At 38.8% G+C, this 26,195-nt stretch carries 27 protein-coding genes; 23 read left to right on the top strand and 4 right to left on the bottom strand.

The features are described 5' to 3' along the window. The first annotated feature begins 6 nt into the window (after nucleotides 1-6). From T546_RS0109185 to T546_RS0109145, 9 genes are all read left to right on the top strand, one after another. Nucleotides 7-1,284 carry a sensor histidine kinase gene (locus tag T546_RS0109185; protein WP_084326271.1) on the top strand — a complete coding sequence of 426 codons (1,278 nt, stop codon included), beginning with the start codon at nucleotides 7-9 and terminating at the stop codon, nucleotides 1,282-1,284. Nucleotides 1,285-1,781: 497 nt separating this feature from the next. Continuing rightward, a complete protein-coding gene (locus T546_RS25295) occupies nucleotides 1,782-1,940 on the top strand; it encodes a hypothetical protein (protein WP_156951308.1) in 159 nt (52 codons plus the stop codon). A 187-nt stretch (nucleotides 1,941-2,127) separates the two neighbouring features. Then, a complete protein-coding gene (locus T546_RS25290; protein ID WP_156951307.1) occupies nucleotides 2,128-2,286 on the top strand; it encodes a hypothetical protein in 159 nt (52 codons plus the stop codon). Between the two features lie 257 nt (nucleotides 2,287-2,543). After that, nucleotides 2,544-3,728, top strand: a complete 1,185-nt coding sequence (locus T546_RS0109170; RefSeq protein ID WP_166429806.1) for a radical SAM/SPASM domain-containing protein — start codon at nucleotides 2,544-2,546, stop codon at nucleotides 3,726-3,728. A 269-nt stretch (nucleotides 3,729-3,997) separates the two neighbouring features. Then, on the top strand, nucleotides 3,998-5,224 hold the full coding sequence (locus tag T546_RS0109165) for a S8 family serine peptidase (RefSeq protein WP_166429805.1): 1,227 nt from the start codon (nucleotides 3,998-4,000) through the stop codon (nucleotides 5,222-5,224). 39 nt (nucleotides 5,225-5,263) lie between these two features. Next, on the top strand, nucleotides 5,264-7,024 hold the full coding sequence (locus T546_RS23195; protein ID WP_051629696.1) for an ABC transporter ATP-binding protein: 1,761 nt from the start codon (nucleotides 5,264-5,266) through the stop codon (nucleotides 7,022-7,024). A 183-nt stretch (nucleotides 7,025-7,207) separates the two neighbouring features. Continuing rightward, complete coding sequence (locus T546_RS0109155) at nucleotides 7,208-9,073, top strand: TIGR03960 family B12-binding radical SAM protein (protein WP_026891350.1); 1,866 nt, start codon at nucleotides 7,208-7,210, stop codon at nucleotides 9,071-9,073. Further along, nucleotides 9,057-9,767 (top strand): TIGR03936 family radical SAM-associated protein, encoded by a 711-nt coding sequence (locus T546_RS0109150; protein ID WP_026891349.1) that lies wholly within the window; start codon nucleotides 9,057-9,059, stop codon nucleotides 9,765-9,767. The genes T546_RS0109155 and T546_RS0109150 overlap by 17 nt, the downstream gene beginning before the upstream one ends. Then, a complete protein-coding gene (locus T546_RS0109145) occupies nucleotides 9,760-10,947 on the top strand; it encodes a ribonuclease E/G (RefSeq protein ID WP_026891348.1) in 1,188 nt (395 codons plus the stop codon). Before T546_RS0109150 ends, T546_RS0109145 begins: the two co-directional genes overlap by 8 nt. A 56-nt stretch (nucleotides 10,948-11,003) precedes the next feature. On the opposite strand, the gene T546_RS0109140 is transcribed toward T546_RS0109145, so the two are convergent. Further along, nucleotides 11,004-12,185, bottom strand: coding sequence for an MFS transporter (locus T546_RS0109140; protein WP_026891347.1), 1,182 nt, complete (start codon nucleotides 12,183-12,185; stop codon nucleotides 11,004-11,006). A 259-nt stretch (nucleotides 12,186-12,444) separates the two neighbouring features. On the opposite strand from T546_RS0109140, the gene rplU reads away from it, so the two are divergent. The 8 genes from rplU to rsfS all read left to right on the top strand — a co-directional run bounded on the left by rplU (nucleotide 12,445) and on the right by rsfS (nucleotide 16,773). After that, a complete protein-coding gene (rplU, locus tag T546_RS0109135) occupies nucleotides 12,445-12,753 on the top strand; it encodes a 50S ribosomal protein L21 (RefSeq protein WP_024835874.1) in 309 nt (102 codons plus the stop codon). A gap of 2 nt (nucleotides 12,754-12,755) precedes the next feature. Next, nucleotides 12,756-13,094: a ribosomal-processing cysteine protease Prp gene (locus T546_RS0109130; protein ID WP_026891346.1), complete on the top strand. Its 339-nt coding sequence runs from the start codon at nucleotides 12,756-12,758 to the stop codon at nucleotides 13,092-13,094. Nucleotides 13,095-13,097: 3 nt separating this feature from the next. Beyond that, the gene (rpmA, locus tag T546_RS0109125; RefSeq protein ID WP_024835876.1) at nucleotides 13,098-13,388 is read left to right on the top strand and encodes a 50S ribosomal protein L27; all 291 of its coding nucleotides are present in this window, start codon (nucleotides 13,098-13,100) and stop codon (nucleotides 13,386-13,388) included. A 194-nt stretch (nucleotides 13,389-13,582) separates the two neighbouring features. Next, complete coding sequence (obgE, locus tag T546_RS0109120; RefSeq protein ID WP_026891345.1) at nucleotides 13,583-14,866, top strand: GTPase ObgE; 1,284 nt, start codon at nucleotides 13,583-13,585, stop codon at nucleotides 14,864-14,866. A gap of 14 nt (nucleotides 14,867-14,880) precedes the next feature. Beyond that, a complete protein-coding gene (yhbY, locus tag T546_RS0109115; protein ID WP_024835878.1) occupies nucleotides 14,881-15,177 on the top strand; it encodes a ribosome assembly RNA-binding protein YhbY in 297 nt (98 codons plus the stop codon). Between the two features lie 35 nt (nucleotides 15,178-15,212). Then, nucleotides 15,213-15,830, top strand: a complete 618-nt coding sequence (nadD, locus tag T546_RS0109110) for a nicotinate-nucleotide adenylyltransferase (RefSeq protein ID WP_026891344.1) — start codon at nucleotides 15,213-15,215, stop codon at nucleotides 15,828-15,830. Beyond that, nucleotides 15,827-16,420, top strand: a complete 594-nt coding sequence (yqeK, locus tag T546_RS0109105; RefSeq protein ID WP_026891343.1) for a bis(5'-nucleosyl)-tetraphosphatase (symmetrical) YqeK — start codon at nucleotides 15,827-15,829, stop codon at nucleotides 16,418-16,420. Before nadD ends, yqeK begins: the two co-directional genes overlap by 4 nt. Continuing rightward, a complete protein-coding gene (gene rsfS / locus T546_RS0109100) occupies nucleotides 16,420-16,773 on the top strand; it encodes a ribosome silencing factor (protein ID WP_026891342.1) in 354 nt (117 codons plus the stop codon). The genes yqeK and rsfS overlap by 1 nt, the downstream gene beginning before the upstream one ends. Before the next feature lie 153 nt (nucleotides 16,774-16,926). Here the strand turns inward: rsfS and lexA are convergent, their stop codons facing one another. Beyond that, nucleotides 16,927-17,547, bottom strand: coding sequence for a transcriptional repressor LexA (lexA, locus tag T546_RS0109095; RefSeq protein ID WP_026891341.1), 621 nt, complete (start codon nucleotides 17,545-17,547; stop codon nucleotides 16,927-16,929). Nucleotides 17,548-17,719: 172 nt separating this feature from the next. On the opposite strand from lexA, the gene T546_RS0109090 reads away from it, so the two are divergent. The 3 genes from T546_RS0109090 (at nucleotide 17,720) to ytvI (ending at nucleotide 21,308) form a co-directional block, all read left to right on the top strand. Beyond that, a complete protein-coding gene (locus T546_RS0109090; protein WP_026891340.1) occupies nucleotides 17,720-18,025 on the top strand; it encodes a LysM peptidoglycan-binding domain-containing protein in 306 nt (101 codons plus the stop codon). 132 nt (nucleotides 18,026-18,157) lie between these two features. After that, entirely contained in the window at nucleotides 18,158-20,107 is a 1,950-nt protein-coding gene (locus T546_RS0109085; protein ID WP_026891339.1) for a GTP-binding protein, read from the top strand. Nucleotides 20,108-20,246: 139 nt separating this feature from the next. Further along, on the top strand, nucleotides 20,247-21,308 hold the full coding sequence (ytvI, locus tag T546_RS0109080; protein WP_026891338.1) for a sporulation integral membrane protein YtvI: 1,062 nt from the start codon (nucleotides 20,247-20,249) through the stop codon (nucleotides 21,306-21,308). Nucleotides 21,309-21,367: 59 nt separating this feature from the next. Here the strand turns inward: ytvI and T546_RS0109075 are convergent, their stop codons facing one another. Together T546_RS0109075 and T546_RS0109070 are read right to left on the bottom strand one after the other, a co-directional pair. Next, nucleotides 21,368-21,955 (bottom strand): DedA family protein, encoded by a 588-nt coding sequence (locus tag T546_RS0109075; protein ID WP_330371903.1) that lies wholly within the window; start codon nucleotides 21,953-21,955, stop codon nucleotides 21,368-21,370. Between the two features lie 240 nt (nucleotides 21,956-22,195). Continuing rightward, nucleotides 22,196-23,113, bottom strand: a complete 918-nt coding sequence (locus T546_RS0109070; RefSeq protein ID WP_026891336.1) for a LysR family transcriptional regulator — start codon at nucleotides 23,111-23,113, stop codon at nucleotides 22,196-22,198. A gap of 197 nt (nucleotides 23,114-23,310) precedes the next feature. Here T546_RS0109070 and T546_RS0109065 point away from each other — a divergent pair, with 197 nt between their 5' ends. From T546_RS0109065 to T546_RS0109055, 3 genes are all read left to right on the top strand, one after another. Next, nucleotides 23,311-24,663, top strand: a complete 1,353-nt coding sequence (locus T546_RS0109065; RefSeq protein ID WP_026891335.1) for an acyclic terpene utilization AtuA family protein — start codon at nucleotides 23,311-23,313, stop codon at nucleotides 24,661-24,663. Nucleotides 24,664-24,679: 16 nt separating this feature from the next. Then, nucleotides 24,680-24,985 (top strand): DUF4387 family protein, encoded by a 306-nt coding sequence (locus T546_RS0109060; protein ID WP_026891334.1) that lies wholly within the window; start codon nucleotides 24,680-24,682, stop codon nucleotides 24,983-24,985. Nucleotides 24,986-25,376: 391 nt separating this feature from the next. Then, entirely contained in the window at nucleotides 25,377-26,099 is a 723-nt protein-coding gene (locus T546_RS0109055; RefSeq protein WP_026891333.1) for a FadR/GntR family transcriptional regulator, read from the top strand. Nucleotides 26,100-26,195 lie beyond the last annotated feature (96 nt).

The raw sequence follows: 26,195 nt of genomic DNA, 5'->3' as shown, positions 1-26,195 counted from the left end.
TCAATTATGAGTATATTTCAATTCAACCTAATTATATTTGACTCTTTGCTCGCTGTTTTCTTTTTAATAAGATATAACGGATATAAATGGAATGACAAGCCTCAATTTTTAATGTTGTTTTCAATATTGCTAATGAACATTTGGTTTTCTGGCGTAAATGTTCATGTTTTGGTTATCACAGGAAGTATTTTCGTTTCCTATCTTTTAATGATTATATGGAAATTTGAATGTCGAACAAAATTTGGTCTTCTTTGGTTCTGTATTCTTTATTTTGGAACATTGATGTTATCAAGTTCTATGACCTTCGATTTGTTTCTATTACTTATGAATAAAAGTCTTGATTTCTTCATGATTCCTCATACGTTTAATGTATTATTATGTTTGATTTTGAATAGTTTTCTATGGGGCTTTGTTAGATTTTATATTTTTTTAGAAGAGAGAAATATTACGTCTAAAAATGATAACATTCAGCCTATGATAAGTAACTCTATTTATAATATTGCTTATATAGTTGTTATCTTATATTCAATCAATAATGATATTTTAAAGGAACGGCATGGTTTCGTACTTCTTATTATTGGCATTGTGGCCAGTCAGGTTATATTCTTTTATATGTATGCTAAAATGAACAGTAAAAGCAGACTTTCTTATGTAAATGATCTCCTCATGCAGATAAATGAGGATGAGCGGTATTTGGAAGGAAATAATCAACAAGTTGAAAGAATGGCCCGGATTAATCATGATATAAAAAACCATTTAACTTATATAGCTTATAATTTAGAAAGTAAAAATTATGATAAAGCAAAAGAGTATATTGTAGAATTAATAAACAATGCAGATCTAAATTTTAATTTTATAAAGCTTTCCGATAACTCTCTTAATTTTATCATTAATCATAAGCTCAGTCAGGCTTATAAAAAAAACATAAAGATATTTGCTCAGATTGAAGATTTAAAGAAACTTTACTTAGAGGAATTTGATTTATGCATATTACTATGTAATATTCTTGATAATGCAATAGAAGCTGTAGAAGGGCAAGAAGAAAAGCAGATACATATTGAGATATTTAATCATGCTGGCTATCAGACCTATTTTATAAAAAACACCATTGAAACCTCTATATTAGGAGTGAATTCCAATCTCGTTACCACTAAATATAACAAGGAGGATCATGGATATGGATTTCTACAGATAAATGATATTATCAATAAATATCATGGACATATTGATATCTACGAACTAGAAAGATTCTTCTGTATTAAAATATTAATTCCAGCCTCATAATAAGTGATATTAATTGAGTACCCGTCTATCGCATTTCCATAGTTCATTTAACATATCTTTTATGAATTTATAATTTTAATATGCAGCATAAGATACTATGCTATTTGCATCTGCGATTATCTAATAAGCTCCATTTTTTGCGTTTAGTACACACAATCAAATGGGAAGGATAGGAATAAGCCTTTTAAAACAAAGGGCTTATTCCTTCTGCCAATAATTTTTTACTATATTACTTTAAAGTAGTTAACTGGTAAGACTTAAATTAGCTATTACATAATATCCCGGAAATCTTTCAAATATCCCAAAATATTGATTGCATTTCAAATATCTTATATATTTAATAATGATAATAATTCGTCAATGCCTCACACCAGTACATGATAGAAACATGATGAAAACTTAGCTTATTATCCATTTAGAGTGCAAAATATTGATATTAAGCATTTATTTTTGATGTTTAATATAAATAACATTTATTATTGAAAGGTGGTGGAAATATGAGCAAAAACCAAAAACAACCAAATGTAAAGCAAGGTTTTACCATTCCTGAGGATCGCCGTGTTCGTCTTCAGGTCAACAGTAAAAGCAGTTCCAACTGTAACCGTCCTGGTGGATTCTTATGGGGAGGTAATGGTCAGAGCCAATGTACCTGTTAATTATAATTTGATAGGTCCAACAGGAAAGTTATTATTAAAGCAGCTGTGATTTTGTTATGGTAATTGATGCATTGTCTCAGTTTGTGTACAAAGGAAGATAAATAAGTTATCAGAATATAGAAAACTGTGATTCTGATTGCATGAAGCATATATACATACTATTTAACTTTGAAAGGGTGGCGTGAATATGAACAAAAACCATGAGCAATCTAATGTAAAGCAAGGTTTTACAATTCCTGAGGACAACCGTGTTAAGCTTCAGGTCAACAGTAAAAGCAGCACCAATTGCAGCCGTCCCGGCGGCTTTTTATGGGGATCCAATGGTAAAAGTAGTTGTACCTGCTAATAATTCCTGAGGCATTTAACAGGAATTAAATTACTTATATCGCTGCGGCTATGTTTTGATACTCAATGCATTGGCCGCAGCTTGCTGTAGAAAGGAAACTATATATGTTATTAGAATATAATAATCAAATTCATTTTACCAGTAGATATAGCTCTATAAAAATTGATCATTTTAATTTGGTTCTATTTCCTGAATTCAAAAATTATTTTGTTACGGATGATGAAGGTATGGATTGTTTCCAAAAGCTATATGACGGTATGAGTATTGGTGAAGCCTTTGAACATTACAGCAGCCAATTCATTGATTGTACGGAAGACGAAATACGTCAGAAATACCAAAAACTTCTTGGTGATATTGTACATGCCAATAAACATACTGAGCCTTTTGACACTGCTGATGAAATACTTGATATTAAATTTGATATGACATATAAATGCAACGCAGAGTGCGTACATTGTTTTGCTACTGATTTTCCTGATATGATGAGCGCAGATACCAATACATTTTGCAGGGTTTTTGATGAGCTTCTCAATATCTTTCCTCATAAGCCTAAGGTGGCAATATCTGGTGGCGAACCGCTGTTAAATGCGGAATTATTAACAGATTTCGTTCGTTATATTAAGCCAAATACAGCAGGAATAACTCTTTTAACAAATGGATTTTTATTTAGTGACTGGATTGATAAAGATGTGACTAAAATAAACTTTTTATTGGATAATATAAGTGATTTTCAGATTAGTCTTGATGGCTTTACAGAAGAGATTTTTGATAAAGTCCGAGGTGATGGCAATTTTAAAAAGGTTATGAACACATTGTATTATCTCAATGAAAAGGGAATCAGCCTTAATATGCATACCACAGTTACTAGAATTAATGAAAAAGACATAAGGGAGAACTTCATTCCCTTTTTAATTAAAAACCGTTCCTTAGTAAATAATAGAAATCATTTCTCATTTTCCATCGCCAGAGCTGTTGGCAGAGGAAAGGATCTTGCTGAACAGGGCCTTATCTGTAGTTACACGGATTTTGAAAAACTATTATTTGACGTGCATACCCAGCTTATTAAGAATCATCTCTGTGATTCTGCCCCCATGCCTATTACCTTCCGGGAAATATGTGGAATCGGAAAGCAGATAACCGTATCACCTGATGGTAGCTGCTATTTGTGTGGAATACCTACCTCAGAAATTCTTGGGAATGTTCTAACAGACGGGCATGAGCTAATCAAAAAGCGGACATTAAATACCAGAAATCTCTACCACCTGGACAAGTTTGAATTCTGTAAGGGCTGCGATGTCAGTGGCCTATGTATGGGAGGGTGCCGTGTTTATAACAAAACATTAAAAGGGGATTATTGTGCTCCTGCCTGTAACGATGATTATAAGGAATCCATATATCGGATGCTAATAAGAGAATACGAAGTAGGCATGGTCAATATATGATAACCATATCTAAGCAATCTGAAAATATGCGTGTGGAGATTATGGATTTTAACCGGGATGAATTCATCTTATGGAATGAGCAAACCAAATCTATTTATTATTTCATGCGCCGGCATCTTGATAATCATAACCAGACATTTAATTTATTCAGCAGATTATTTCGTAAAAACTCTTTACTTGCAGTATTGCTTATAGATGACAAAATGGAAGGACTGATTACATGGAAGAGAGTGAAACGGGCTGGTGACTGGCTGGTACATATTGATATTTTGATTATTTCAGATGAATTTCGGGGAAGTAAAAGGATGTTTTTCTTTATTGAACAGGCTTTTTTACATTTAAATTCCTGTTTTGAATCCCCAGACCAAGAAATTTTACTTATAGCGGAGACTAGATACAATTCTGTTTATAAGTACATTGATAAATTTTTTACTATATTACCTCCGCCTGGATTAAATACGGATTACCAGACAGATCGTGATAAGTTGATTCATTTATTTTATCAGGACTTTGTCGAACATTATTTGCAGGGAATGTATTACAGTGGGGATACCCATACCATTCGTCTGAAAGGAGTGGAACCAGCGGATACAGATATCTATGTCGAGTTTGACTGCCTTGGTAAATTAAATATTACACTAGATGAATACAGTGTAATATTCTGCCGAATTACCAAGGAACAAATTAATAAAATCAAAAGGTTCCATGAAGTAGAAGTATACACTAAAGCAGAACTCTTAAAAAATTGCCTTCTTCTGAATCAGGTCAATAAGGATGGCCCTGGAAAAAATAAACAAACGAAAGTGGCTATTATAGATACTGGCATAAGTCAGAGTAGAAAAGTCAATCTTATAGGTGGAGTTCATGTTTTTTATGAAAACGGGAGTGTAAAAACAGATAATGATTTTTATTCCAGTGAAGAACATGGAAACCTGGCAGTAAGAATCGTAGAAAGCATATATCCGGATGCAGAATTTTTTGTTGTAAGAGCTCTCTCAGGCGGAGACTGCAGATGTGAAAATATGATTAAAGGCATATATTTAGCAGCTGATTCTGGTGCAAATGTTATCTCCATTGGAGGCGCAACACTATCTCAGGATTTTAAAGATGATTTGCAGAACGCGTGTGACTATGCGGTATCAAAAGGTTGTATTATCATAGCTCCCCGGGATATTGAAACGACAAAGGAATGCTATCCATTTTCTTTTTCTAATGTTTTAGGTATCGGAATTACATCTATTTATAATATGATATTATTGGACAGAACCTTAAATATAGTAAAGGCAACTCCAGAATGGATTGATTATGATGATGATTCTGAGAGGTTGATAGGAAATGTTTCTCTTGGTTCCAGCGTTGCAAACTATATTATCACAGCTTTAGTTGCAAAACTGTGGAAAACTTATTCCTTAACTGGTTATGAGGATCTCTGGGATCAACTGGAGAAAATCGGAATGCCAGCGGAAGAAATTGAACATTATTTATTTGATGAGTGACTAACTTATCGGAGGCAGGTTTATACAAGGAGGTAGCAGTTGAAAGAATATTGGATCAGATTTAGGGAAGGCGTTATGGCAATTAAGAGTATCAGATACTTCTTACCATCCAGAAAACTTGTCATATTCGCCATCCTTGCTGCCTTGTTTGAAATTGTGGCTACTGTTGTAACACCAGTAGCTGTCATGGATATGATTGACAATCCTCTTATGGATGTTCATCTGAGCATATTCAATTATTTGCCCGTTCTTATGATCTTATTTATAAAACTGCTTATTTCATCTTTTCATTATCTCATGCTTTCAAATCTGGCTGCGGGTCTATTAAAGAATCTGCGGCTCAAAATCTGGGAAAAAATATTACGGCTTCCGGTTTCCTTTTATGATTCTGTCAGCAATGGTGAAACCATGAGCCGGTTAACGAATGATGCTATAGTTATTAAAGATTTTTTTACTACTGAGACATTTTCCGTTATTTCAGGTAGTATTTACCTTGTGATAATTGGAGCAATTATTTTTATTATTGATTGGAAGATATCATTGTTAATCTTTTTTGCTATTCCTGCGACACTTTTATTGATTTCTTTTATAGCCCGACGAGAATATGATATATCTCAATCCATACAAAGAGAAACGGAAGGATTTCAGAATAGGATTAATCAGGTTCTCTATGAAATCAGAACAATTAAATCCAGCCAGGCAGAGGAGTATGAAAGTATTCAGGGCCAAAAAATCATTAGAAATTTATTCCACTTAAGCAGTCTGGAGAACAAAATATTTGCCTTGATTCAGCCTTGCGCAAACATCTTACTTATGCTATTGTTTTTGGTCATCTTTGGGTACTGTAGTATTAGAGTTTCTCAAGGAAGTTTATCAGCAGGTCAATTTGTGGCTGTCATATTCTATCTTTTTGAGTTGACTGGCCCAGTCACTATCTTTGGAAGCTTCTCTGCAAAGCTTCTCAAATTTATTGTATCAGCTGGAAGGATTAACCAACTTTTTGCAGAAGAAGAAGAACCTGGGATTTCAGGAAAACTGTCAGCAAGCCTTTTACCGCCTCAGGATATAGAAGTGCAGGGTTTGAATTTTGGGTATCATAATAACAGAATGATACTTCAATCTGTTGATTTTAGGATTCAAAAAGGATCTGTTACTGCAATTATCGGTGAAAGTGGTGTGGGAAAGACTACTTTTTTTCTTCTATTAGAAAGGTTTTATCTTCCTTCCTCCGGGAATATCTGTTATGGGGGTGTGCCTATTCAGAACTATGATCTTTATGAGTGGAGAAATAAGATCGCATATGTCTCTCAAGAGGCCCCATTAATGCAAGGAACAATTCATGATAATCTAACTTATGGAATTGAAAACTATGACAATGAAGATCTTACGAAAGCCTTATTGGATGTTGGATTGCTTGAATTTATCGAAAAGCTTCCAAAAGGAATACATACAAAAGTAGGTGAACGGGGAACAAACCTGTCAGGAGGACAGCGGCAAAGAATTGTAATTGCCAGGGCGCTAATAAGAAAACCAGAAATCCTTCTCTTAGACGAGGCCACATCTCATCTTGACAGCACTTCGGAATACCTGGTTCAAAACTCTTTAAATAAACTGATGAAAGGTCGGACAACAATAATAATAGCTCACCGTTTATCAACTATTGAAAACTCAGACCAAATTATTATTTTAAAGGATGGAAAAACCGCTGGAATCGGATACCATAGAGATTTAATGGAGAATAATAGATTATACCGCTCTTTAGTGACAAGACAGCAAATCTATGAAAGTCCATTTGCTTAATTGTCAATTTTTAAATCATGTTGCCTAATACCGAAAAATCCTATATAATTATGCGTAGTGTTGAATGCTATTTATGAAAGCAAATGGCTATCAGAGAATGCATTGCATAAATCACTTTCAATATTTTATGCAACACAATCAATTATAAAATGTGATTGATTCACATGTAAAAAAGGAATAGGCATGAGAAAATTAGCTTTAAGTGATGAAATTTTAATGAAAATTGAAAAACCTGCCCGTTATATCGGTAACGAGGTAAATATGGCCAGGAAGGATCCGAACGAAGTGGATATCCGCTTTGCCATGTGTTTCCCCGACGTATATGAGATCGGTATGTCCCATTTAGGGATGCAGATTTTATACGATATGTTTAACCGCAGAGATGATATTTACTGTGAACGCATCTATTCTCCATGGACCGATTTGGACAAGATTATGAGGGAAGAAAACATCCCTCTTTTTGCGTTGGAATCACAGGACCCCATTAAAGAATTTGACTTTATCGGAATCACCTTGCAGTATGAGATGTGCTATACCAATATCTTGCAGATTCTCGACTTAGGCAAGATTCCGTTCCATACCGAGGACAGGACAGAGGAAGATCCTATCCTCATCGGTGGCGGCCCATGCGCTTATAATCCAGAGCCTCTGGCCCCATTTTTTGATCTGTTTTATATTGGAGAAGGAGAGACAGTCTACTTTGATTTAATGGACCGCTATAAGGAAAATAAGAAAAATGGCGGAACCCGTAAGGAATTCCTTCAGATGGCCGCAGAAATAGAAGGCATTTACGTTCCTGCCTTTTATGATGTTACCTATAAAGAAGACGGCACCATCGAAAGCATGAAGCCTAACAATCCTCATGCAAAGGAAAAGGTGACCAAGCAGATCGTCACCAACATGGATGATGCTTATTTTATTGAAAAGCCTGTCGTACCATTTATCAAAGCCACCCAGGACCGGGTTGTTTTGGAATTACAGAGAGGCTGTATTCGTGGATGCCGTTTCTGCCAGGCCGGCAATGTATACCGTCCTTCCAGAGAACACAGTCTTGATTATTTGAAAGATTACGCCCATAAGCTTTTAAAAAGCACCGGACATGAAGAGATTTCCTTAAGCTCTTTAAGCTCCAGTGATTACTCTCAGTTAGAAGGAATCGTTAATTTTCTGATTGATGAATTCAAGGGAAAAGGAGTTAATATTTCACTTCCATCCCTTCGTATTGATGCATTCTCCCTGGATGTAATGAGTAAGGTTCAGGATATTAAAAAAAGCAGTCTGACCTTTGCTCCGGAAGCAGGTTCCCAGAGACTTCGTGATGTTATTAACAAAGGACTGACAGAGGAAATTATCTTAAAGGGAGCCAGTGACGCATTCCGCGGCGGCTGGAACCGGGTCAAGCTTTATTTTATGCTTGGTCTGCCTACAGAGACCGTAGAAGACATGGAAGGAATTGCGGAGCTTTCGGAAAAGGTCGCAGAAGTTTATTACGAGATTCCTAAAGATCAGCGAAATGGAAAAGTACAGGTCGTGGCAAGCTCCTCCTTTTTTGTTCCAAAGCCATTTACCCCATTCCAGTGGGCAAAAATGTGCACCAAGGAAGAATTTTTAGAGAGAGCTTACATCGTGAAAGACAAATTCCGTGAAATGTTGAACCGAAAGAGCTTGAAGTACAACTACCATGAGGCAGATTTGACCGTATTAGAGGGCGTTCTTGCAAGAGGTGACAGAAAGATATCGGCTCTGATTGAAGAGGTCTACAAAAACGGGGCTATTTATGATTCCTGGTCAGAGCATTTTAAAAATGATGTCTGGATGAAGGCGTTTGAGACCTGCGGCATAGATCCTGATTTTTATACCATAAGGGAACGTGATCTTGATGAATTATTTCCATGGGATTTCATTAATGCAGGTGTAACCAAAGAGTTTTTAAAGAGAGAGTGGCAGAATGCCATCGGCGAAAAAGTAACTCCAAACTGCCGTCAGCAATGTACCGGCTGTGGAGCCATGAGTTTCAAAGGAGGAATCTGCTATGAAGGTAAGAATTAAATTTATAAAGCACGGCCCAGTGAAATTCATCGGGCATTTGGATATTATGCGTTATTTCCAGAAAGCAATCAGAAGGGCAGAAATCGATATTAAATACAGTGAAGGCTTCAGTCCTCACCAGGTCATGTCATTTGCAGCGCCTTTAGGCGTTGGGCTTACCAGCAATGGAGAGTATATGGACATCGAAGTAAATTCCATGACAGATACAAAGACCATGATGGATCAGCTCAATGCAGTTATGGTAGAAGGTATTTCAGTTACAGACTGCCACGTACTGGATGAACGTGCTAAAAATGCAATGTCACTGGTTGCTGCGGCTGATTACACCCTTACCTTCAGGGAAGGAAAGGAACCGGCTGATTTAGAAAGCTTCTTTCAGGGACTTTCTGAATTTATGAAACAATCTGAGATCCTTATAACCAAGAAAACAAAAAAAGGGGAAAAGGAAGTAGATATTAAGACTGGAATTTATGAGCTTTCCGTAGATGGGGAGCGGATTTTTATGAAGGTATCTTCCGGTAGCGCAGATAATTTAAAGCCAGAGCTTGTTATGGAGGCTTATTATCAATTCCTTGGCCTTACACTTCCTGAATTTGCGTTTCATATTCAAAGAGAGGAAGTATACGGCAATACAGGAGACGACGAAAACCGGAACCTGGTGCCCCTTGGCCTGATGGGAGCAGCCTGTGAATAAGCTGATTATTACCAGATGGAATGGAGGGATTGTAACCCTCCTTCATTCTGGTAAGGAAGTACTTCAGATTAACGTGGAACCAGAGCAGCAAGGGTTCTCTTTAGGCAATGTTTACATTGGAAAGGTTAATAAGCTGGTAAAGAATATTAACGCAGCCTTCGTTGACATTGGCAATGGTCAGATGGGGTATCTGTCTTTAAATGAAGGAATGGTACATTATGCCGATGGCCGTCCGTGGGATGGAAGGCTGAAACAGGGAGATGACGTTATCGTTCAGGTAGAACGGGATGCCGTTAAATCAAAGGCACCTGTTCTGACCGGAAATATTAACCTTACCGGACGGTATTTTGTTCTTACCACCGGTAAAAAGCAAATTGGATTCTCTTCTAAGATCACAGACCAGACGTGGAAGCTTAAGATGAAGTCTTATCTTGAAACTTTAAAGGATGAGGACTTCGGAATCATTGTAAGGACCAATGCATATGGTGCTGTGGAAGAAGATCTTAAGAACGAATTTCAGTCCCTTCACAGTGGCTTAAAGAAGCTTTTAGAGGATGCAAAATACAGAACCAGCTACAGTCTGTTATATAGTGGTGCTCCTACCTATCTTTCTGGTATCAGAGACAGTCTTAAGTCATCTCTGGAAGCTGTGATTACGGATCAGACTGATATCTATGAAGCCTTAAAAAATTATTTAAGTGAGAATCAACCTGAGGACTTATCCCTTCTGGTTTCTTATGAAGATCCGTTGCTTCCCCTTTATAAGCTGTATCGAATTGAGAAATCGATGGATGAGGCCCTGGGGAAAAAGGTCTGGTTAAAATCAGGGGGATATCTGGTCATTGAACCCACGGAAGCCCTTACGGTCATTGATGTAAATACCGGTAAGTATGCTGGGAAAAAGGCACTTCGTGACACCATAATGAAGATTAACTTAGAATCAGCCCAGGAGATTGGCCATCAGCTCAGGCTTAGAAATTTATCTGGTATCATAATCATTGATTTCATTGATATGGAATTGGAAGAAGATAGAATACTGCTGGTGAACCGTTTACATGAGATTCTTTCTAAGGACCCGGTTAAGACTACAGTAGTTGAAATAACAAAGTTAAATTTAGTAGAGGTCACAAGAAAAAAAATCCGCAAGCCTCTTCACGAACAGATCGCACAGCTACCATAAAAATGAGGATAAGCAGGCTTTATACCAGCTTATCCTCATTTCTAATGGTAAGGCTCTTATATCTTCTTATGATGATTTCTGAAATTAAGGAAGGCTAACAAAATTACCATAAATACATTTATATTCAATATCCCAATGGAACCTACAATACCAATACGGTCAGCAATGCCACCGATGATCTGTGGTGTAATAATACCTCCCATGGCTGAAATTGCAGTTAAGACAGACATCCCAAGGGTGGAGCCCTTAATCATAGGGCCGGCATTTGCAATGCAGGTAGGATAGATTCCAGATAAAAAGAATCCAAGGCCCAGCAATGCCACTGTAATCAAAGTCAGGTTTTTCGTAGATATTAAAAGGAAGAAACAGGCGGCACTTCCCAATGAAAGAATGAGTATAATGGTACTCTTATCCAGTTTCTTTGAAAGGGCAGCGCAGATTAAGCGTCCAGCCATAATAACTAGCCATGTAAAGGACACAAGAGCTGTGGCATAAGTTGCACTCATGACATTTGTATTCTGGAGGTAAGTAACAAACCACCCATTGATACAATTTTCAAGCCCCAGATAAAAAAACAGGATAAAGGCGATTCCATAGAAGGAATATGACTTTAAGAATGACTTATCCTGAGAATCCTTCTTACCTTTATCTTTATTTATGCCATTAGAAGTCTCATTTAAAAGAGTGTCATCCATGGTACCATAAAGTGCCGCAGTCGCCGCTGTGAGAATGAGTATTAAGTAGAGAACATGTCTCCAGTTAAATCCCAGCTTCATTAAAACAGCAGTAAGAAATGGTGCCAGGAATGCTCCCACTGCAAAAAAACAGTGAAGAAGATTCAATTTTCCAGTCGCTTTACTTCCATATATATCGTTGACAGCAGAATTATTCAAAATCGTTATACTGCCGCGGACCAGACCGTAAATCAGCATAACACCGTACATAATTGGAAATGGTGGGAGAATACTTAATATAAAAAGACAAACTGGTGCGCAAAGAGTGATAAAAAAGATCGCCCGTTTTCTTCCCAACCAGGAAACCAGGACCGGAAATAAAAAACTGGCGCTTAAATTTCCGATTGCCATCCCTGACAAAAGGCTTCCAGCCGCCAGAAAACTGATTCCTGCTTCTGTAATAATCGATGGCAATATGGCACCAATAACAAGAACTGCCATCCCGCTGACTGCATACCCATAACAGCAGCGTAGAAAGATGTGATTGTACTTATCTGTTTTCATTACAAAACTCCTTAATCGTATTTAAAACACATTTCATTATACTAAGGGTTTCATGGAAAGACAAGGGTAAGACACATTTCCTCAAGAAAAGAGCCATTTCTTTATATACATGCATAAAAATTGGAAAAGTCAAGAAATAATATTGACAGAAGTATTATAGAATGCTATATTAATTAAGTATGCCGCACAATGAGGTTAGTAAGCTTCCATGTTTCATGGGACACCGAAGTTGGCGAGTAATGATAATAGGAGGTGCCATATGTACGCGATTATTGCAACAGGTGGAAAGCAGTACAAAGTAGCGGAAGGCGATATCATTAAGGTAGAAAAACTTGGTGTTGACGCTGGCGAAGCTGTCACATTTGACCAGGTTCTTGTAGTAAACAATGGTGAATTATCCGTTGGCAGCCCAACCGTAGCAGGTGCTACCGTAACAGGTACAGTTGTGAAGGAAGGCAAAGCTAAAAAGGTTATTGTTTACAAGTATAAGAGAAAAACTGGATACCATAAGAAAAATGGTCATAGACAGTCTTATACACAGGTTAAGATCGAAAAGATCAATGCTTAATTATGGTAAGTGTAACCGTATTTGTTGATTCAGAACAGCATTATACTGGAATTCAGATGTTGGGACATGCAGGTCTGAAAGACGATCCTCAGGAGGGGCAAGAACTTGTCTGTGCTGCGGTATCGGCTCTTACGATTAATATGTCTAACAGTGTAGAGCAATTTACAGAGGATTCTTTTGAAGTAGATCAGGAGGAAGAGTCAGGTACTTTTCGTTTTCGGTTTACCTCAGATATCAGTTCAGAGTCGCAGCTCCTTATAAACTCTCTCGTATTCGGATTACAGGATATTGAGGAGGAATATGGAGAACCATATATCAAAATTTGTTTTAAGGAGGTGTAAGTTATGTTAAAGATGAACCTTCAATTGTTCGCTCATAAAAAGGGTGTTGGTTCTACCAAGAACGGCAGAGATTCCGAGTCTAAGAGATTAGGTGCCAAGAGAGCTGATGGTCAGTTCGTATTAGCTGGCAATATTCTTTACAGACAGCGTGGAACACATATCCACCCAGGCATCAACGTAGGCCGCGGCGGTGATGATACATTATTCGCTTTAGTGGATGGCGTTGTTAGATTTGAAAGAAAAGGCAGAGACAAAAAGCAGGTTTCTGTTTATCCAAAAGCAATTAATGAATAATTGGACCGGCTTCATACCTTGACGTATGGAGCCGTTTTTTGCGATACAGATAATGCTTTTACTTATCTGTATTTTCTGTCTGTCAGAAAGGACAGGCAGTATGTTTGGTGCTAATGTTCAGTTTAAGTCTTATCCTCTTTAGAAAGAGGTAGAACTTAAATTTTAAATAAAGCAGAAAGGGAACAGGTGAATGAATGTTTGCCGATAGAGCAAAAATATATATCAGATCCGGTAAAGGTGGCGATGGCCATGTCAGTTTCCGTAGAGAACTTTACGTTCCTTGCGGTGGACCTGACGGTGGTGATGGCGGCCGGGGCGGTGACATTATATTTGTAGTGGATGAGGGCCTTAATACCTTAAGTGATTTCCGCCAAATCCAAAAATATGCAGCAAAAGACGGGGAATCTGGTGGAAAACGCAGATGTCACGGAAAAGACGGGGAAAGCCTTATCATTAAAGTTCCGGAAGGAACCGTTATTAAGGAATTTGAGTCTGGTAAAGTAATTGCAGATATGTCCGGTGAAAACCGCAGAGAAGTGATACTAAAAGGCGGAAGAGGCGGCAAGGGCAATATGAATTTTGCGACTCCCACCATGCAGGCACCAAAGTATGCTCAGCCGGGACAGGCCTTTCAGGAGCTTTGGGTACAGCTTGAGCTTAAGGTGATCGCAGATGTAGGTCTGGTTGGTTTCCCTAACGTTGGAAAGTCTACTCTTTTATCCAGAGTAAGCAATGCCAAGCCTAAGATCGCTAATTATCATTTTACAACCTTAAATCCTCATCTTGGAGTTGTAGATATTGATGGAGGAAAGGGCTTTGTAATGGCCGATATTCCTGGACTCATTGAAGGAGCCTCCGAAGGCGTTGGCCTTGGACATGATTTCCTTCGTCATATAGAACGCACCAGAGTTCTTGTTCATGTAGTGGATGCTGCTTCTACAGAAGGAAGAGATCCCATTGCGGACATCCATGCCATTAATAAGGAATTAGGCGCATACAATTCAGAGCTTCTGGAACGGCCGCAGATCATTGCTGCCAATAAAACAGATGCTATTTATGATGATGGTGAAGATCCTGTAGCAAAGCTGAAAGCTGAGTTTGAACCTAAGGGTGTTAAAGTATACCCCATATCAGCCGTAAGCGGTAAGGGAGTCAAAGAACTGTTATATGCCATTTATGAACTTATTCAGACCGTGAACTTAAGTCCGATTGTCTTCGAAAAAGAATTTGACTTAAAGGGGCTGACCATTAAGCAGCTTCCTTATACGGTTGAAGTGGATGAAAATGGTGTTTATGTGGTGGAAGGCCCAAGAATTGATAAGATGCTGGGTTATACCAATTTAGAGACGGAAAAAGGCTTCCGATTCTTCCAGAACTTCTTAAAGGAAAATGGAATTTTAGAAGATCTTGAGCAAGCTGGAATCCAAGAGGGTGATACCGTCCGTATGTATGGTCTGGAATTTGACTATTACAAGTAAGTAAGGAGAATAATATGACAAGTAAGCAGAGATCCTATTTAAAAGGATTGGCGATGAATATAGATCCGATTTTCCAGATAGGAAAATCAAGCTTGACTCCAGAACTGACCAATGCAATCGCAGAGGCGCTGGAAGCCAGAGAATTGATTAAGATCACAGTATTAAAGAATTGCCTGGATGACGGTTCAAGCATTGCTCAGGTTCTTTCTGAGCGCACCCATTCAGAGGTTGTACAGGTAATTGGAAGACGCATTGTCCTTTATAAGCAGGCAAAAGAGGAAGCAAAGCGAAAAATAGCACTTCCCAAATAAAACTGCATCACGTTCCAGTGAGGGAGTCGAAGATTATGGGGAAAATAGGAATTATGGGCGGAACATTTGATCCGATTCATAATGGTCATCTTATGCTTGGGGAACAGGCGTATGATGAATACAGTCTAGATGAAGTCTGGTTTATGCCATCCGGGCATCCGCCTCACAAAAAAAGGCGTCAGATAACGGAACCAAAACTCCGCCTTGCCATGACGGCTGCTGCGGTGAAGTATCACCCAGGATTTTCGTGTTCTGATTTTGAAGTTGCACGAGAGGGGAATACTTATACAGCGCAGACCTTAAAATTACTTTCAGAGGCATATCCGGAACATACCTATTATTTTATTGTTGGGGCTGATTCCCTTTATGAGATTGAGAAATGGTATGAACCGGAACTGGTGTTAAAGCTGGCAGTAATACTGGCTGCTCCCAGGGAATATGAGGTTAAGGAAAGGTCTTTGGATCAACAGATTGATTATCTTCGCCGTAAATATGATGCAGATATTCGAATGCTGCACTGCAAGGAAATGGATATCTCTTCTGCAGAGCTTCGGAGCATGGTGTCAAATGGCGAATCCATAGATCCTTATGTGCCAAAGGTGGTTAATAAGTATATTCAGGATCATGGTCTTTATCAGGAGATAGAAGCATGAAAGAGATAATCTTAAATCTTAGAGATGACTTAAAGGAAAAACTTAGCCCTCAGAGGTATGAGCATACAATCAGCGTATCATTTATCTGTACAGCGCTGGCGATGAGGTATGGTGCTGATTTAGAGCAGTCTGAATTGGCCGGCCTGCTGCATGACTGTGCGAAATATTACGGTGACGGAAATATTATTAAAAAATGTGAGAAACAGAATATCTTTTTAACATCGGATGAATTAAAAGCTCCTGTTGTGCTTCATGCCAAATACGGTGCATGGCTTGCAGAGCATAAATATGGCATCGAGGATCAAGAAGTTATAGATGCCATACGGTGGCATACGACCGGAAGGCCGGATATGTCTTTACTGGAAAAAATCGTATTTACAGCGGATTATATAGAACCAAGACGAGATAAGGCGGCAGATTTGCCTGTCGTAAGGTCTGTTGCTTTTATAGATTTGGATGAATGCGTTTATATCATCCTGAAAGGCACTCTGGAATATCTGGAGGGAAAAGGCTATTTTGTGGATTCCATGTCGGTACAGGCATATGATTATTATAAGAAGATCCATGAAATGAAGAAGGGAGAGTTGTGATGAATCAGTCAGTTGAAATGGTAAAAACCGCATACAATGCGTTGTCTGATAAGAAGGGTGAGGATATTACAATCATTGATATCCGTAACGTATCGGTTATGGCAGATTATTTTATTATTGCCAGCGGTACAAATTCAAGCCAGGTACAGGCCATGGTTGATAATGTGGAAGAAGAACTGGGTAAAAAGGGTTATGTCTGCAAACAGATGGAGGGATATCGCACTGCCAATTGGATCCTCATGGATTACGGCGATATTATCGTTCATGTATTTGATCGTGACAACCGTTTATTCTATGATCTGGAAAGAATCTGGAGAGACGGAAAAACCATTGATGTAGAAACATTATCATAATATGATGAGAGTAGAAAACGGCTTAACAGAACCTGTTAGCCGTTTTTTGTTGCAGTCCTATCAATGGATTAAAAAAACGGCGATAGTTGACATAAAATAATTATGTTAACTATCGCCGATCCTTTATAATCTCTACTGGCGTTAAACCGTCTATTAATGAATTCCAAGACGAAACAGACCGATTACTTTTCCAAGAATCTCTACTTGATCTACAATAATCGGATCCATGGAATCGTTCTCCGGCTGAAGGCGGTAATGACCATCTTCCTTGAAAAAACGTTTTACTGTAGCAGAATCATCTACTAATGCAACAACAATCTCTCCGTTAACAGCAGTAGGACAATGCTCAACAATAATTTGATCTCCTTCCAGTATACCAGCATTAATCATGCTGTTTCCCCGTACCTTAAGCATAAAGGTTTCCCCATTGGGAAGTAAATCGGAAGGAATAGGATAGTAATTCTCAATATTCTCCTCAGCATATAATGGCTGACCGGCTGCTACTGTTCCAAGAACCGGTACATTCACCACTTCTCTGCGGGTCAGATTAAAAAAATCATCAATGATCTCAATGGTTCTGGGTTTGGTTGGGTCTCTTCGTATGTAGCCCTTTTCTTCCAATGTCTCCAGGTGTGAATGAACGGAAGAGGTTGATTTTAAATGAACCGCTTCACAAATCTCCCTCACTGCCGGGGGATAACCCTTCTTTAATATCGTCTCTTTTATATATTCCAAAATTTCCTGTTGCTTGGGTGTGATCTTCTCCTGAGCCATCGCACAGCCTCCTCAAATCTTTATCATTAAACCTATAGTAACATATGTTCGAAGAAAATGCAAACCTTTGTTCGAAAAAAGCCAAAACGAATTGACAAACATATGTTTGGAATGATATGATTGCCTTATTAAAACAGAACATGCGTTCTGATTATTTTTAGGAGGTATCCGTATGATGAAACAAATAATTGTGCTGTTATTTTTCTCATTTCTTGGATTCCGTATCTTTGGTTTCGTTCCGGGACTTGATTCTGCCCAGGCCCTTGAACAGGCAGCTATAGAGAAGTACTACACCAGCATTGAGATCCAGCAGGGAGACAGTCTGTGGAGCATTGCAGGAAAATATAGTGAAAACAGCGGAATGACTGTAGCACAGTATGTAAAAGAGTTGAAGAACATGAATGGTTTAAAGGAAGATATCATACACAGCGGGCACTATTTGACCGTTATGTACTGTACCTCTGAGGAAAACCCCTGATTTTTATTTCGATGGCAGGATAGGAGCTTTAAATTGCGTTGATTTTATGGGAATAATAAATTAGAATAAAGAAAGCGTCCCCTGATATTGGTAGATTGGCGCAATTTTAATGACTAAAGGATTTGAACCTATATGAAAATCACATTTGGTATTCTGGCTCATGTGGATGCTGGTAAAACTACTTTTTCAGAACAGATTTTATATGAGGAAAAGGTGATCAGGACATTGGGACGGGTAGACTCTCAGACGGCCTGTCTGGACCATGATGAGATAGAGAAAACAAGAGGGATTACGATTTTTTCTGATATGGCGTGCTATACACATAACGACAATACTTATTACCTGGTAGATACTCCCGGGCACGTTGATTTTTCGGCTGAGATGGAGAGAACTTTGGAAATTATGGACTATGCTGTCCTTGTAGTGAACGGTTCCGATGGGGTTCAGGGTCATACAGAGACTATTTGGAAGCTGCTGGAACGATATGGGATTCCTGTATTTCTGTTTATCAATAAACTGGATATCCCGACAGCCTCTTATGAGCATATTGTAAAAGAACTTAAAAACCAGCTGTCAGACCGCATTTTGGATTTCCAGGACATGAACTTTAAGAATGGAATGGAAGGTACCTTTACGGACGATCTCATAGATAATGTTTCTGAACTGGATGAAGGCCTTGTGGATGAGTGGCTGGAAGGAACTATGTCTTATGAAGATATGAAGCCCTCATTGTTATCTCAGATTAAGAAGCGCCACTTATTTCCCTGCTTTGGGGGAAGTGCATTAAAAGGGGCCGGACTTTATGAGTTCCTTACCGCATTTTATGAGCTTACTAAGACCAATTACGAGACCTCTGACGTTTTCAGAGGAAGAGTGTTTAAGATTCGTTATGATGAACAGCAGGAGCGCATGACTTATCTTAAGGTATTAAGCGGAAGTGTAAAGGTACGTGATATTGTTTCTGAGACTGAGAAGATACATCAGATCAGATTGTTTAGAGGGGAGAAATTTACTACAGTGGCGGAAGCAACTGCTGGTGATGTGGTTGCTGTAACCGGATTAATAAATACAGTTGCAGGCCAGGGACTTGGCGCCTGCCATACAGGAGAGATTCCTTACCTTCATCCAGCCCTTCAGGCCAGAGTTCAGTATCCACCTGACATTCCTGATCAGACGGTTTTACGCATCTTCCATATGCTTGAAGAGGAGGATCCATCTCTGAAAGCGGAGTGGGAGGAATCCTTACAGCAGCTTAAGGTAAACGTTATGGGGAAGATCCAACTGGAAATCTTAGAAGAAACGGTTTTAAGAAAATATCAGGTTCCAGTAACCTTTGGGAATCCGGAGGTTGTATATATGGAAACGGTGAAAGAACCAGTATATGGTTATGGTCATTTTGAACCTCTTAGACATTATGCGGAAGTAGCCCTTAGAATAGAGCCGGCGTCCAGAGGGGAGGGCATTACCTTTAAGAGCGAATGTCATGTTGACAGGCTTGGGATCAATTATCAGAATCTGATACGTACCCATGTATTTGAGACGGTTCATAAAGGAATCTTAACCGGTTCTTCCCTGACAGACGTTAAGATCGTTTTGATTGATGGTATCTCTCATATAAAGCATACAGAAGGCGGTGATTTCCGGGAGGCAGTATATCGGGCAATCCGGCAGGGGCTGATGAAGGCGGATAATCTCCTTTTAGAGCCCTATTACAGGTTTAGCCTGTCCATTCCCGACACCCTGGCTGGAAAGCTCTTAAATGACATTACAAGACGTTACGGAGTGTATGAGGCTCCGGTCATGGATGGAAACGGTAGATGTGTTGTTACGGGAACCGGCCCAGTCTCTTCTTTTATGAATTATGGAGAAGAGCTGTTGATGATGACAGGAGGACGGGCAGGGATCACTATGAATTTTTCTCATTATGACATATGCCATAATCAGGACGAAGTCGTGGCCTCTTATCATTACAATGCGGATGCAGATGTTAAGAATCCCTCCTGTTCTGTTTTCTGCCAAAAAGGGACTTCCTTTGTAGTGAATTGGGATAAGGCAGAAGATTATATGCATACCCTTCGGTAGCCCCTGTTTTTCAACAATATCGGACAAAGATTAGCCGTAGTGCTTGACACCGTCCGTATAAACGATATAATACAACCAAGGAATCTGGTAATTATAGGTACCAGATTTACATGCGACCATCAGAAAGGTATTGTAATTCATGAGTTTAGAAAAACAGAAAGCATTTATTATTCACTGTGTATTTGCATTTATTTTATTAATCATGGTATATGCAGGCGTTAAATATGTTTTTCCGCTTTTAATGCCCTTTGTTATTGGATTAATTATCTCCATGACATTTCGAAAGCCCATTGATCTGCTGACAAAGAAGTTGGGTATCAAACGGACTTTTTCCTCAATTATAATTCTGATTTTATTTTATGCCTGTTTGTTCTTGGTCATCAGCCTCATTGGTGCAAGGTTCTTTCAGTTTATCAGTTCATTATTTAATAACCTTCCTTCGCTTTATAAGGAAACGCTTCAGCCAGCGCTTTCTGCTTTTACAGATCAGATGTCTGACCGGTTTCCTGTCATTAAGGTGTATCTGGATGAGTTTATTAATAACATTGGGCAATCAATTTTCACCTATCTTTCCAATATATCCTCTAAGGTAGTGACAACGGTCACTGGTTTGGCTGGTCAGGTTCCAACATTGTTAATAAAGGTTATTTTTACAATTGTATCGTCCTTCTTTTTCACCATTGATTATTATAAGATCGGAAATTTTGTGTTACGCCAGTTTGGAGACAAGCGCAGAAATATAATGCTGAATATAAAAGATAATGTCATTGGCTCATTAGGCAAATTCATTCGTGCCTATGCCCTGATCATTTCCATCACTTTTATAGAATTATCTCTTGGCTTTTCTATTATAGGCATTCCTACACCATTTCTGATTGGACTGCTTGTCGCAATCATAGATGTTCTCCCTATTTTGGGGACTGGAGCTGTTTTAATTCCCTGGTCAATCATTGCCTTTTCCATGGGGGATACCCGGGTAGGAATCGGAATGATTGTTTTATACATCTTTATTACAATAGTTCGGCAGATACTGGAACCCAAAATCATAGGACAGCAGATAGGACTTCACCCCATTGTAACTCTAATTTTAATGTTCGTAGGAGCACAGCTGATGGGAATTTTAGGACTGTTCATGTTGCCGATCATAGCAACTATTTTGGTCAAACTGAATAAAGAGGGTAGCATTCATATTTTTAAATAAAAAAAGATACGAATATATAAAACAAAGGCAGAGACATAAATAAAGTCTCTGCCTTTGTTTTATATGGATTTTTTTCGTTTCTTTACAAACCAGATAAGAACACCGACTGCGATGACCGCCATAATAGCGACGGAAATATTGGAATACAGATCCATGTAATGTACAATGGTGTTCCATTTCGACCCAGCGAATGCTCCCAGGAACACGAGCACAATGTTCCATATGAAGGTACCAATGGTGGTATAGAGGAGAAATTTCCCCATATGCATTTTGGCCATACCTGCTGGTATGGAAATCAGGCTGCGTATAAGTGGGATGAAACGGCAAAAGAAGATGGTTGAGGTTCCCTTTTTCTCAAACCAGCCTTCTGCTCGTTTAATATCAGATCTTTTTAATCCCAGGATATGTCCCCATCTGTCAACCAGCAGCTCCAGCTTTTCTACGGGAAGCAAAAGTCCCACTCCGTATAGGATACATGCGCCAATGACAGAGCCAAAGGTAGCAAACAGCACAACAATCCATCGATTCATGGATGTGTAAGTTGTCATAAAACCGCCAAATGTCAGAATCAATTCAGATGGGATGGGAGGAAAAACGTTTTCTATTGCTATCAGCAATGCAATCCCCAAGTATCCGTATTGATCCATCGTATTAATAATCCATTCCTGCATTTCAAATTCCTTTCCTGATGTAAATGTTCTGTTTGTTACTATTATCTGCAGAAAGGCAGATATTTAATAAGCATCAGCGCGAAACCTTTTGAGTTAGGACGCTAATGCTTATTTTGATTATAGCTATTATATTGGATAAAAATATATATTTCAATCCTTTTTCATTAAAATGATAGCTTAAGAATTATGGAAGAAATTCTAAAGGGGAAAACTGAATCAGAAATGACCTAGTATTTCTGGTATCATATTGATTAAAAATTGTTCTCCAGCAGTTAAATATCCGTGTTTTCTATAGCAGCAATATAAGCTTCGTTTCATAGGATAATCTTTGATCTGGCAGTAGTAATTGGTGTTATTACTTACAGAAAAATGATGCATGGCGATGCTGGGAACAAAGGTGAATCCCTTATTCAATCTTACTAAGCTGCTGGCAAGGTGAATATTTTCAGTCTCAATGACTTTACCAGGAGTAATTTGATATTGCATCAGGAATCGGTCAGCCGCTTCACGCATGCTCCGGCCTTTTTTTAGTAGAATCATAGGTTGACCGGAAAGTGATTCAGGCATTATGGAAGGGTTTTGACTGCCTGGTTTCCATGAGGTTTTATGTTCCAGAAAGAACGGCGGAACTTGTAGATAAATAGGATTTTCCAGGAATAGACGATACTCCAGTTCAGGATCCTCCGTCTGATAGACAAAAGCCATATCTGTTTTTCCGCTTTTAACTGTTTCTAAAAGAGCGCTCATACGTTCCTCAATCAGTAATAACTCAACATTAGGAAATTTCTGCTCAAAGGTATCTAAAATAGCTGGAAATAAAAATTCCCCAGTCAGGGAAGTAAGACCTAACGTGATTTGCCCGCTTTGGCTGTTGCTTAAATCAGAGATTTCTTTTGTAACAGACCTTGAAATTGCCAACACCTCCTTACATCCACGTAGATAGACCTCTCCAGCTTTAGTAGGCTGGAGATTGCCCCTATTACGGATAAACAATGAGGTGCCAAGACTATGCTCCAGATCAAGAATAAGACGGCTCAGTGCGGGTTGAGAAATGTAGAGCTTTTGAGCTGCTGCGGTTATATTATGTTCCTCGGCTACGGTCAGTAAATAATAAATCTGTTTTTCGTTTATCATGGTTGTATCTCCACATAGTTTTTGAGAAATAGTAAGCAAAAGCATAACATCAATGTTATGCATGAATGTCATGATTGGTATTTTACATTATTTTAATCTGTGTTTATAATGAAGTCAAGATGAATCGTAATCACTGAGCGGATCGTAAGATTTTATAAAAAATCCAGTGATATTCAGATGTACAGGAGGGGATAGCTATGGCAAATGTAAAAGTATTTGTTCCATATGGCGCAGTTGGTTTAAATTGTACGGAAGAAGCATTTGAAGCAGGTCTGGCCATGAAACCAGACATCATATCCAGTGACGCAGGTTCCACGGATTCAGGGCCTTATTATTTAGGATCAGGTCACGGTAAATATTCTATCAGTGATGTCAAACGAGACTTAAAGCGCATGGTATTAGGTGCTCACAAGCTGGGAATTCCCATGACCATTGGTTCAGCAGGAACCTGCGGTTCGGATGAGGGGGTTGATACTGCCTGCGAATTAATCAAGGAAATATGTGAGGAAGCTGGAATCCACAAAAAAATTGCCAGAATTTATTCCCAGCAGGATTCTAACGTGATAAAACAGAAGTACTGTGATGGAAAGATCAATGCATTACATGGAGCTCCTGAAATATCAGAGAATACGTTTGATGAGTGCAGCACCATTGTAGCGCTGCTTGGTGCGGAGGCGTATGAGGAGGCTTTTAAAAATGGCGCAGAAATCATCATTGGAGGCCGGTCAACCGATACTGCCGTAATAGCAGCATATCCCCTAATGAAAGGCTGTGATCCTGCATCTTGCTGGCACGCAGCCAAAACCGTTGAGTGCGGCGGCGTTTGCACCAGCGCTGGTCTGCAGGGTGGGGTATTTATGGAGGTAGATGAAAAAGGCTTTACAATCAAAGCCGTGCAGCCAGGCAGTACGGTTTCTGCCTATTCTGTATCTGCACATCTGATTTATGAGAATTCCAATCCGATTCAATTAACAGAGCCAGGAATTCAAATTGATACTGCAAATTCCATCTATACAGAACTGTCTGAAACAGAAGTACGGGTAGAGGGTACAACCATCGAGTATTTTCCCTATACCTTGAAGTTAGAGGGTTCTGGTCCTGTGGGATATCAGACGGTCAGCATGGCAGGCATTCGTGACCGAAAGGTAATGCAGGATCCTATGAAATGGGTGGATGCAGTATCCAGAGCCGGTATAGAAAAGCTGGAAAAGGCAGGCATTTCGAGTGACAGCTATCATTTCTGGCTGCGTCCTTATGGTTATAACGGTGTTTCGGGAATGGAGGTACCGGAGGGTTATGTTCCAAACGAGGTACTGATGATGCTGACAGTGACCGCTGATACCCAGGAAATGGCAACTCAGATAACCAAAGCATTTAATCCGTTACTGCTTCATTACAATATGTTTGAAGGAAAACAAATGCCTTCTTATGCCTTTATTTTTTCACCTGCGGAGATGGAACGAGGCGCAATTTATGAATTCAAATTGTACCATACCGTGTCCGTGGAGGATCCGTTGGAGCTGGTTCGCTTTTCTTATGAGAATATCTAATTTGGGGAGGTGCATGATGAATACGATTGAAAAGACTGTAAAATACATTCGCAGCAAAAATGCAGGTCCTTTTTGGCTTACCATTGATGCTTTTTGCAATAATGTAGAAGATACAAAGAGTGTTACTGCTGCGTTTGAAAGAGAGCGGGAGTTTATTGCCAAGTCATTTCAGGTGAAACCGGAGGAACTTGAGATCTTCTGTCTGGAACATATTCAGGTGGCTAAAATCAGCCTCCCCCGGGTACCAATTGAGGGAAGCCGCGACGAGAGGGATATGCACGGCGGACAGCAATATGTTTCATTGCTTGATATCTCTTGCTAAAGAAACATGGTTAACAATTTCATATATAAACTGAAAAATCAGTATAATGAACCGGCAATAGGAGGCGAATCCTATTGCCGGTTTGTCTACGTAATCAGAATAATTCTTTTACATACGCTTACTATAAATTTTTGATAGTGCATTCTTAATAAATTCCAATATAATAATGCCTCTCTCCGCGTTTCTGATATATTCATATCTGGTAGGAGACCATTTGAAAGAACCGCATATAGTTGAAAATAAAATAAATTATGATAGAATTATAGACAGCCAGAGGTTATATCGACTACAAAGAATTCAAACTAGCAGGATATGTTTTGATTATAAATTGTAAATGAAAAAACAAATTGCCCTGAATAAAATTGGATATTTGAAATACAAGGAGGTATTTATGGAAGAGGATAGAACAGAAAATAAGTCATATATGAAAGTGATAGATTATATAAAAAAACAAATACGCAATGGCGAATTGAGTATAGGAGGAAAGCTGCCTGCGGAAAGAGAATTGTCAGAGATACTGGGAATCAGCCGCAATTCTGTCAGGGAAGCGATTCGTACGCTTGATATTATGGGGGTTATCTCAAGTCAACAGGGTGCAGGTAATTTCCTTACAGGAAACTTTGAGAATAATCTGGTAGAATCCCTGTCCATGTTGTTTCTGCTGAATCAGATCGATTACAGGCAGGTCAGTGAGCTTAGGAGAGCGCTTGAGATGGAAGCACTGATGCTGGCAATTGATCATATCACCGATGAGGAAATTCAGACCCTGGTAAAGATCGTATCACAGTTGGAGAGAGAGACGGAAGCGAATAATGTGGTATTGGACAAGAAGATGCACTATAATATAGCCCTGGCCTCTAAGAACACTCTGATTATCAATATCCTTCAGGCTCTTTCAGAAATACTGGATAAATTTATTGTAGATCTGCGAAGAGAGATCTTAAGCCAGGAAGACAGCAGAAAGATTCTTATACAAGCCCATAATGGAATGTTAGAAAGTTTGATTAACAGGGATAAAAATCTTGCTTATGAATCAATTAACAAACATTTTAGTATTATTGACCAAAAAATTAAAGAAAAAGATTTGACAATGATCAAAAAACACGAAAATTAGTGAAAATCAACAAAATACTTGTTAAAAAAATGACGTATGTTGACATATATAACATACGTCATTATAATTAAATTGCAAAGTGGTACTACCAATTTT

Source organism: [Clostridium] aerotolerans DSM 5434 (assembly GCF_000687555.1).
Taxonomy (GTDB): Bacteria; Bacillota; Clostridia; order Lachnospirales; family Lachnospiraceae; genus Lacrimispora; species Lacrimispora aerotolerans.
The sequence above is the reverse complement of the archived record's forward strand: the minus strand, read 5'-3'. Positions and strand labels throughout refer to the sequence as shown.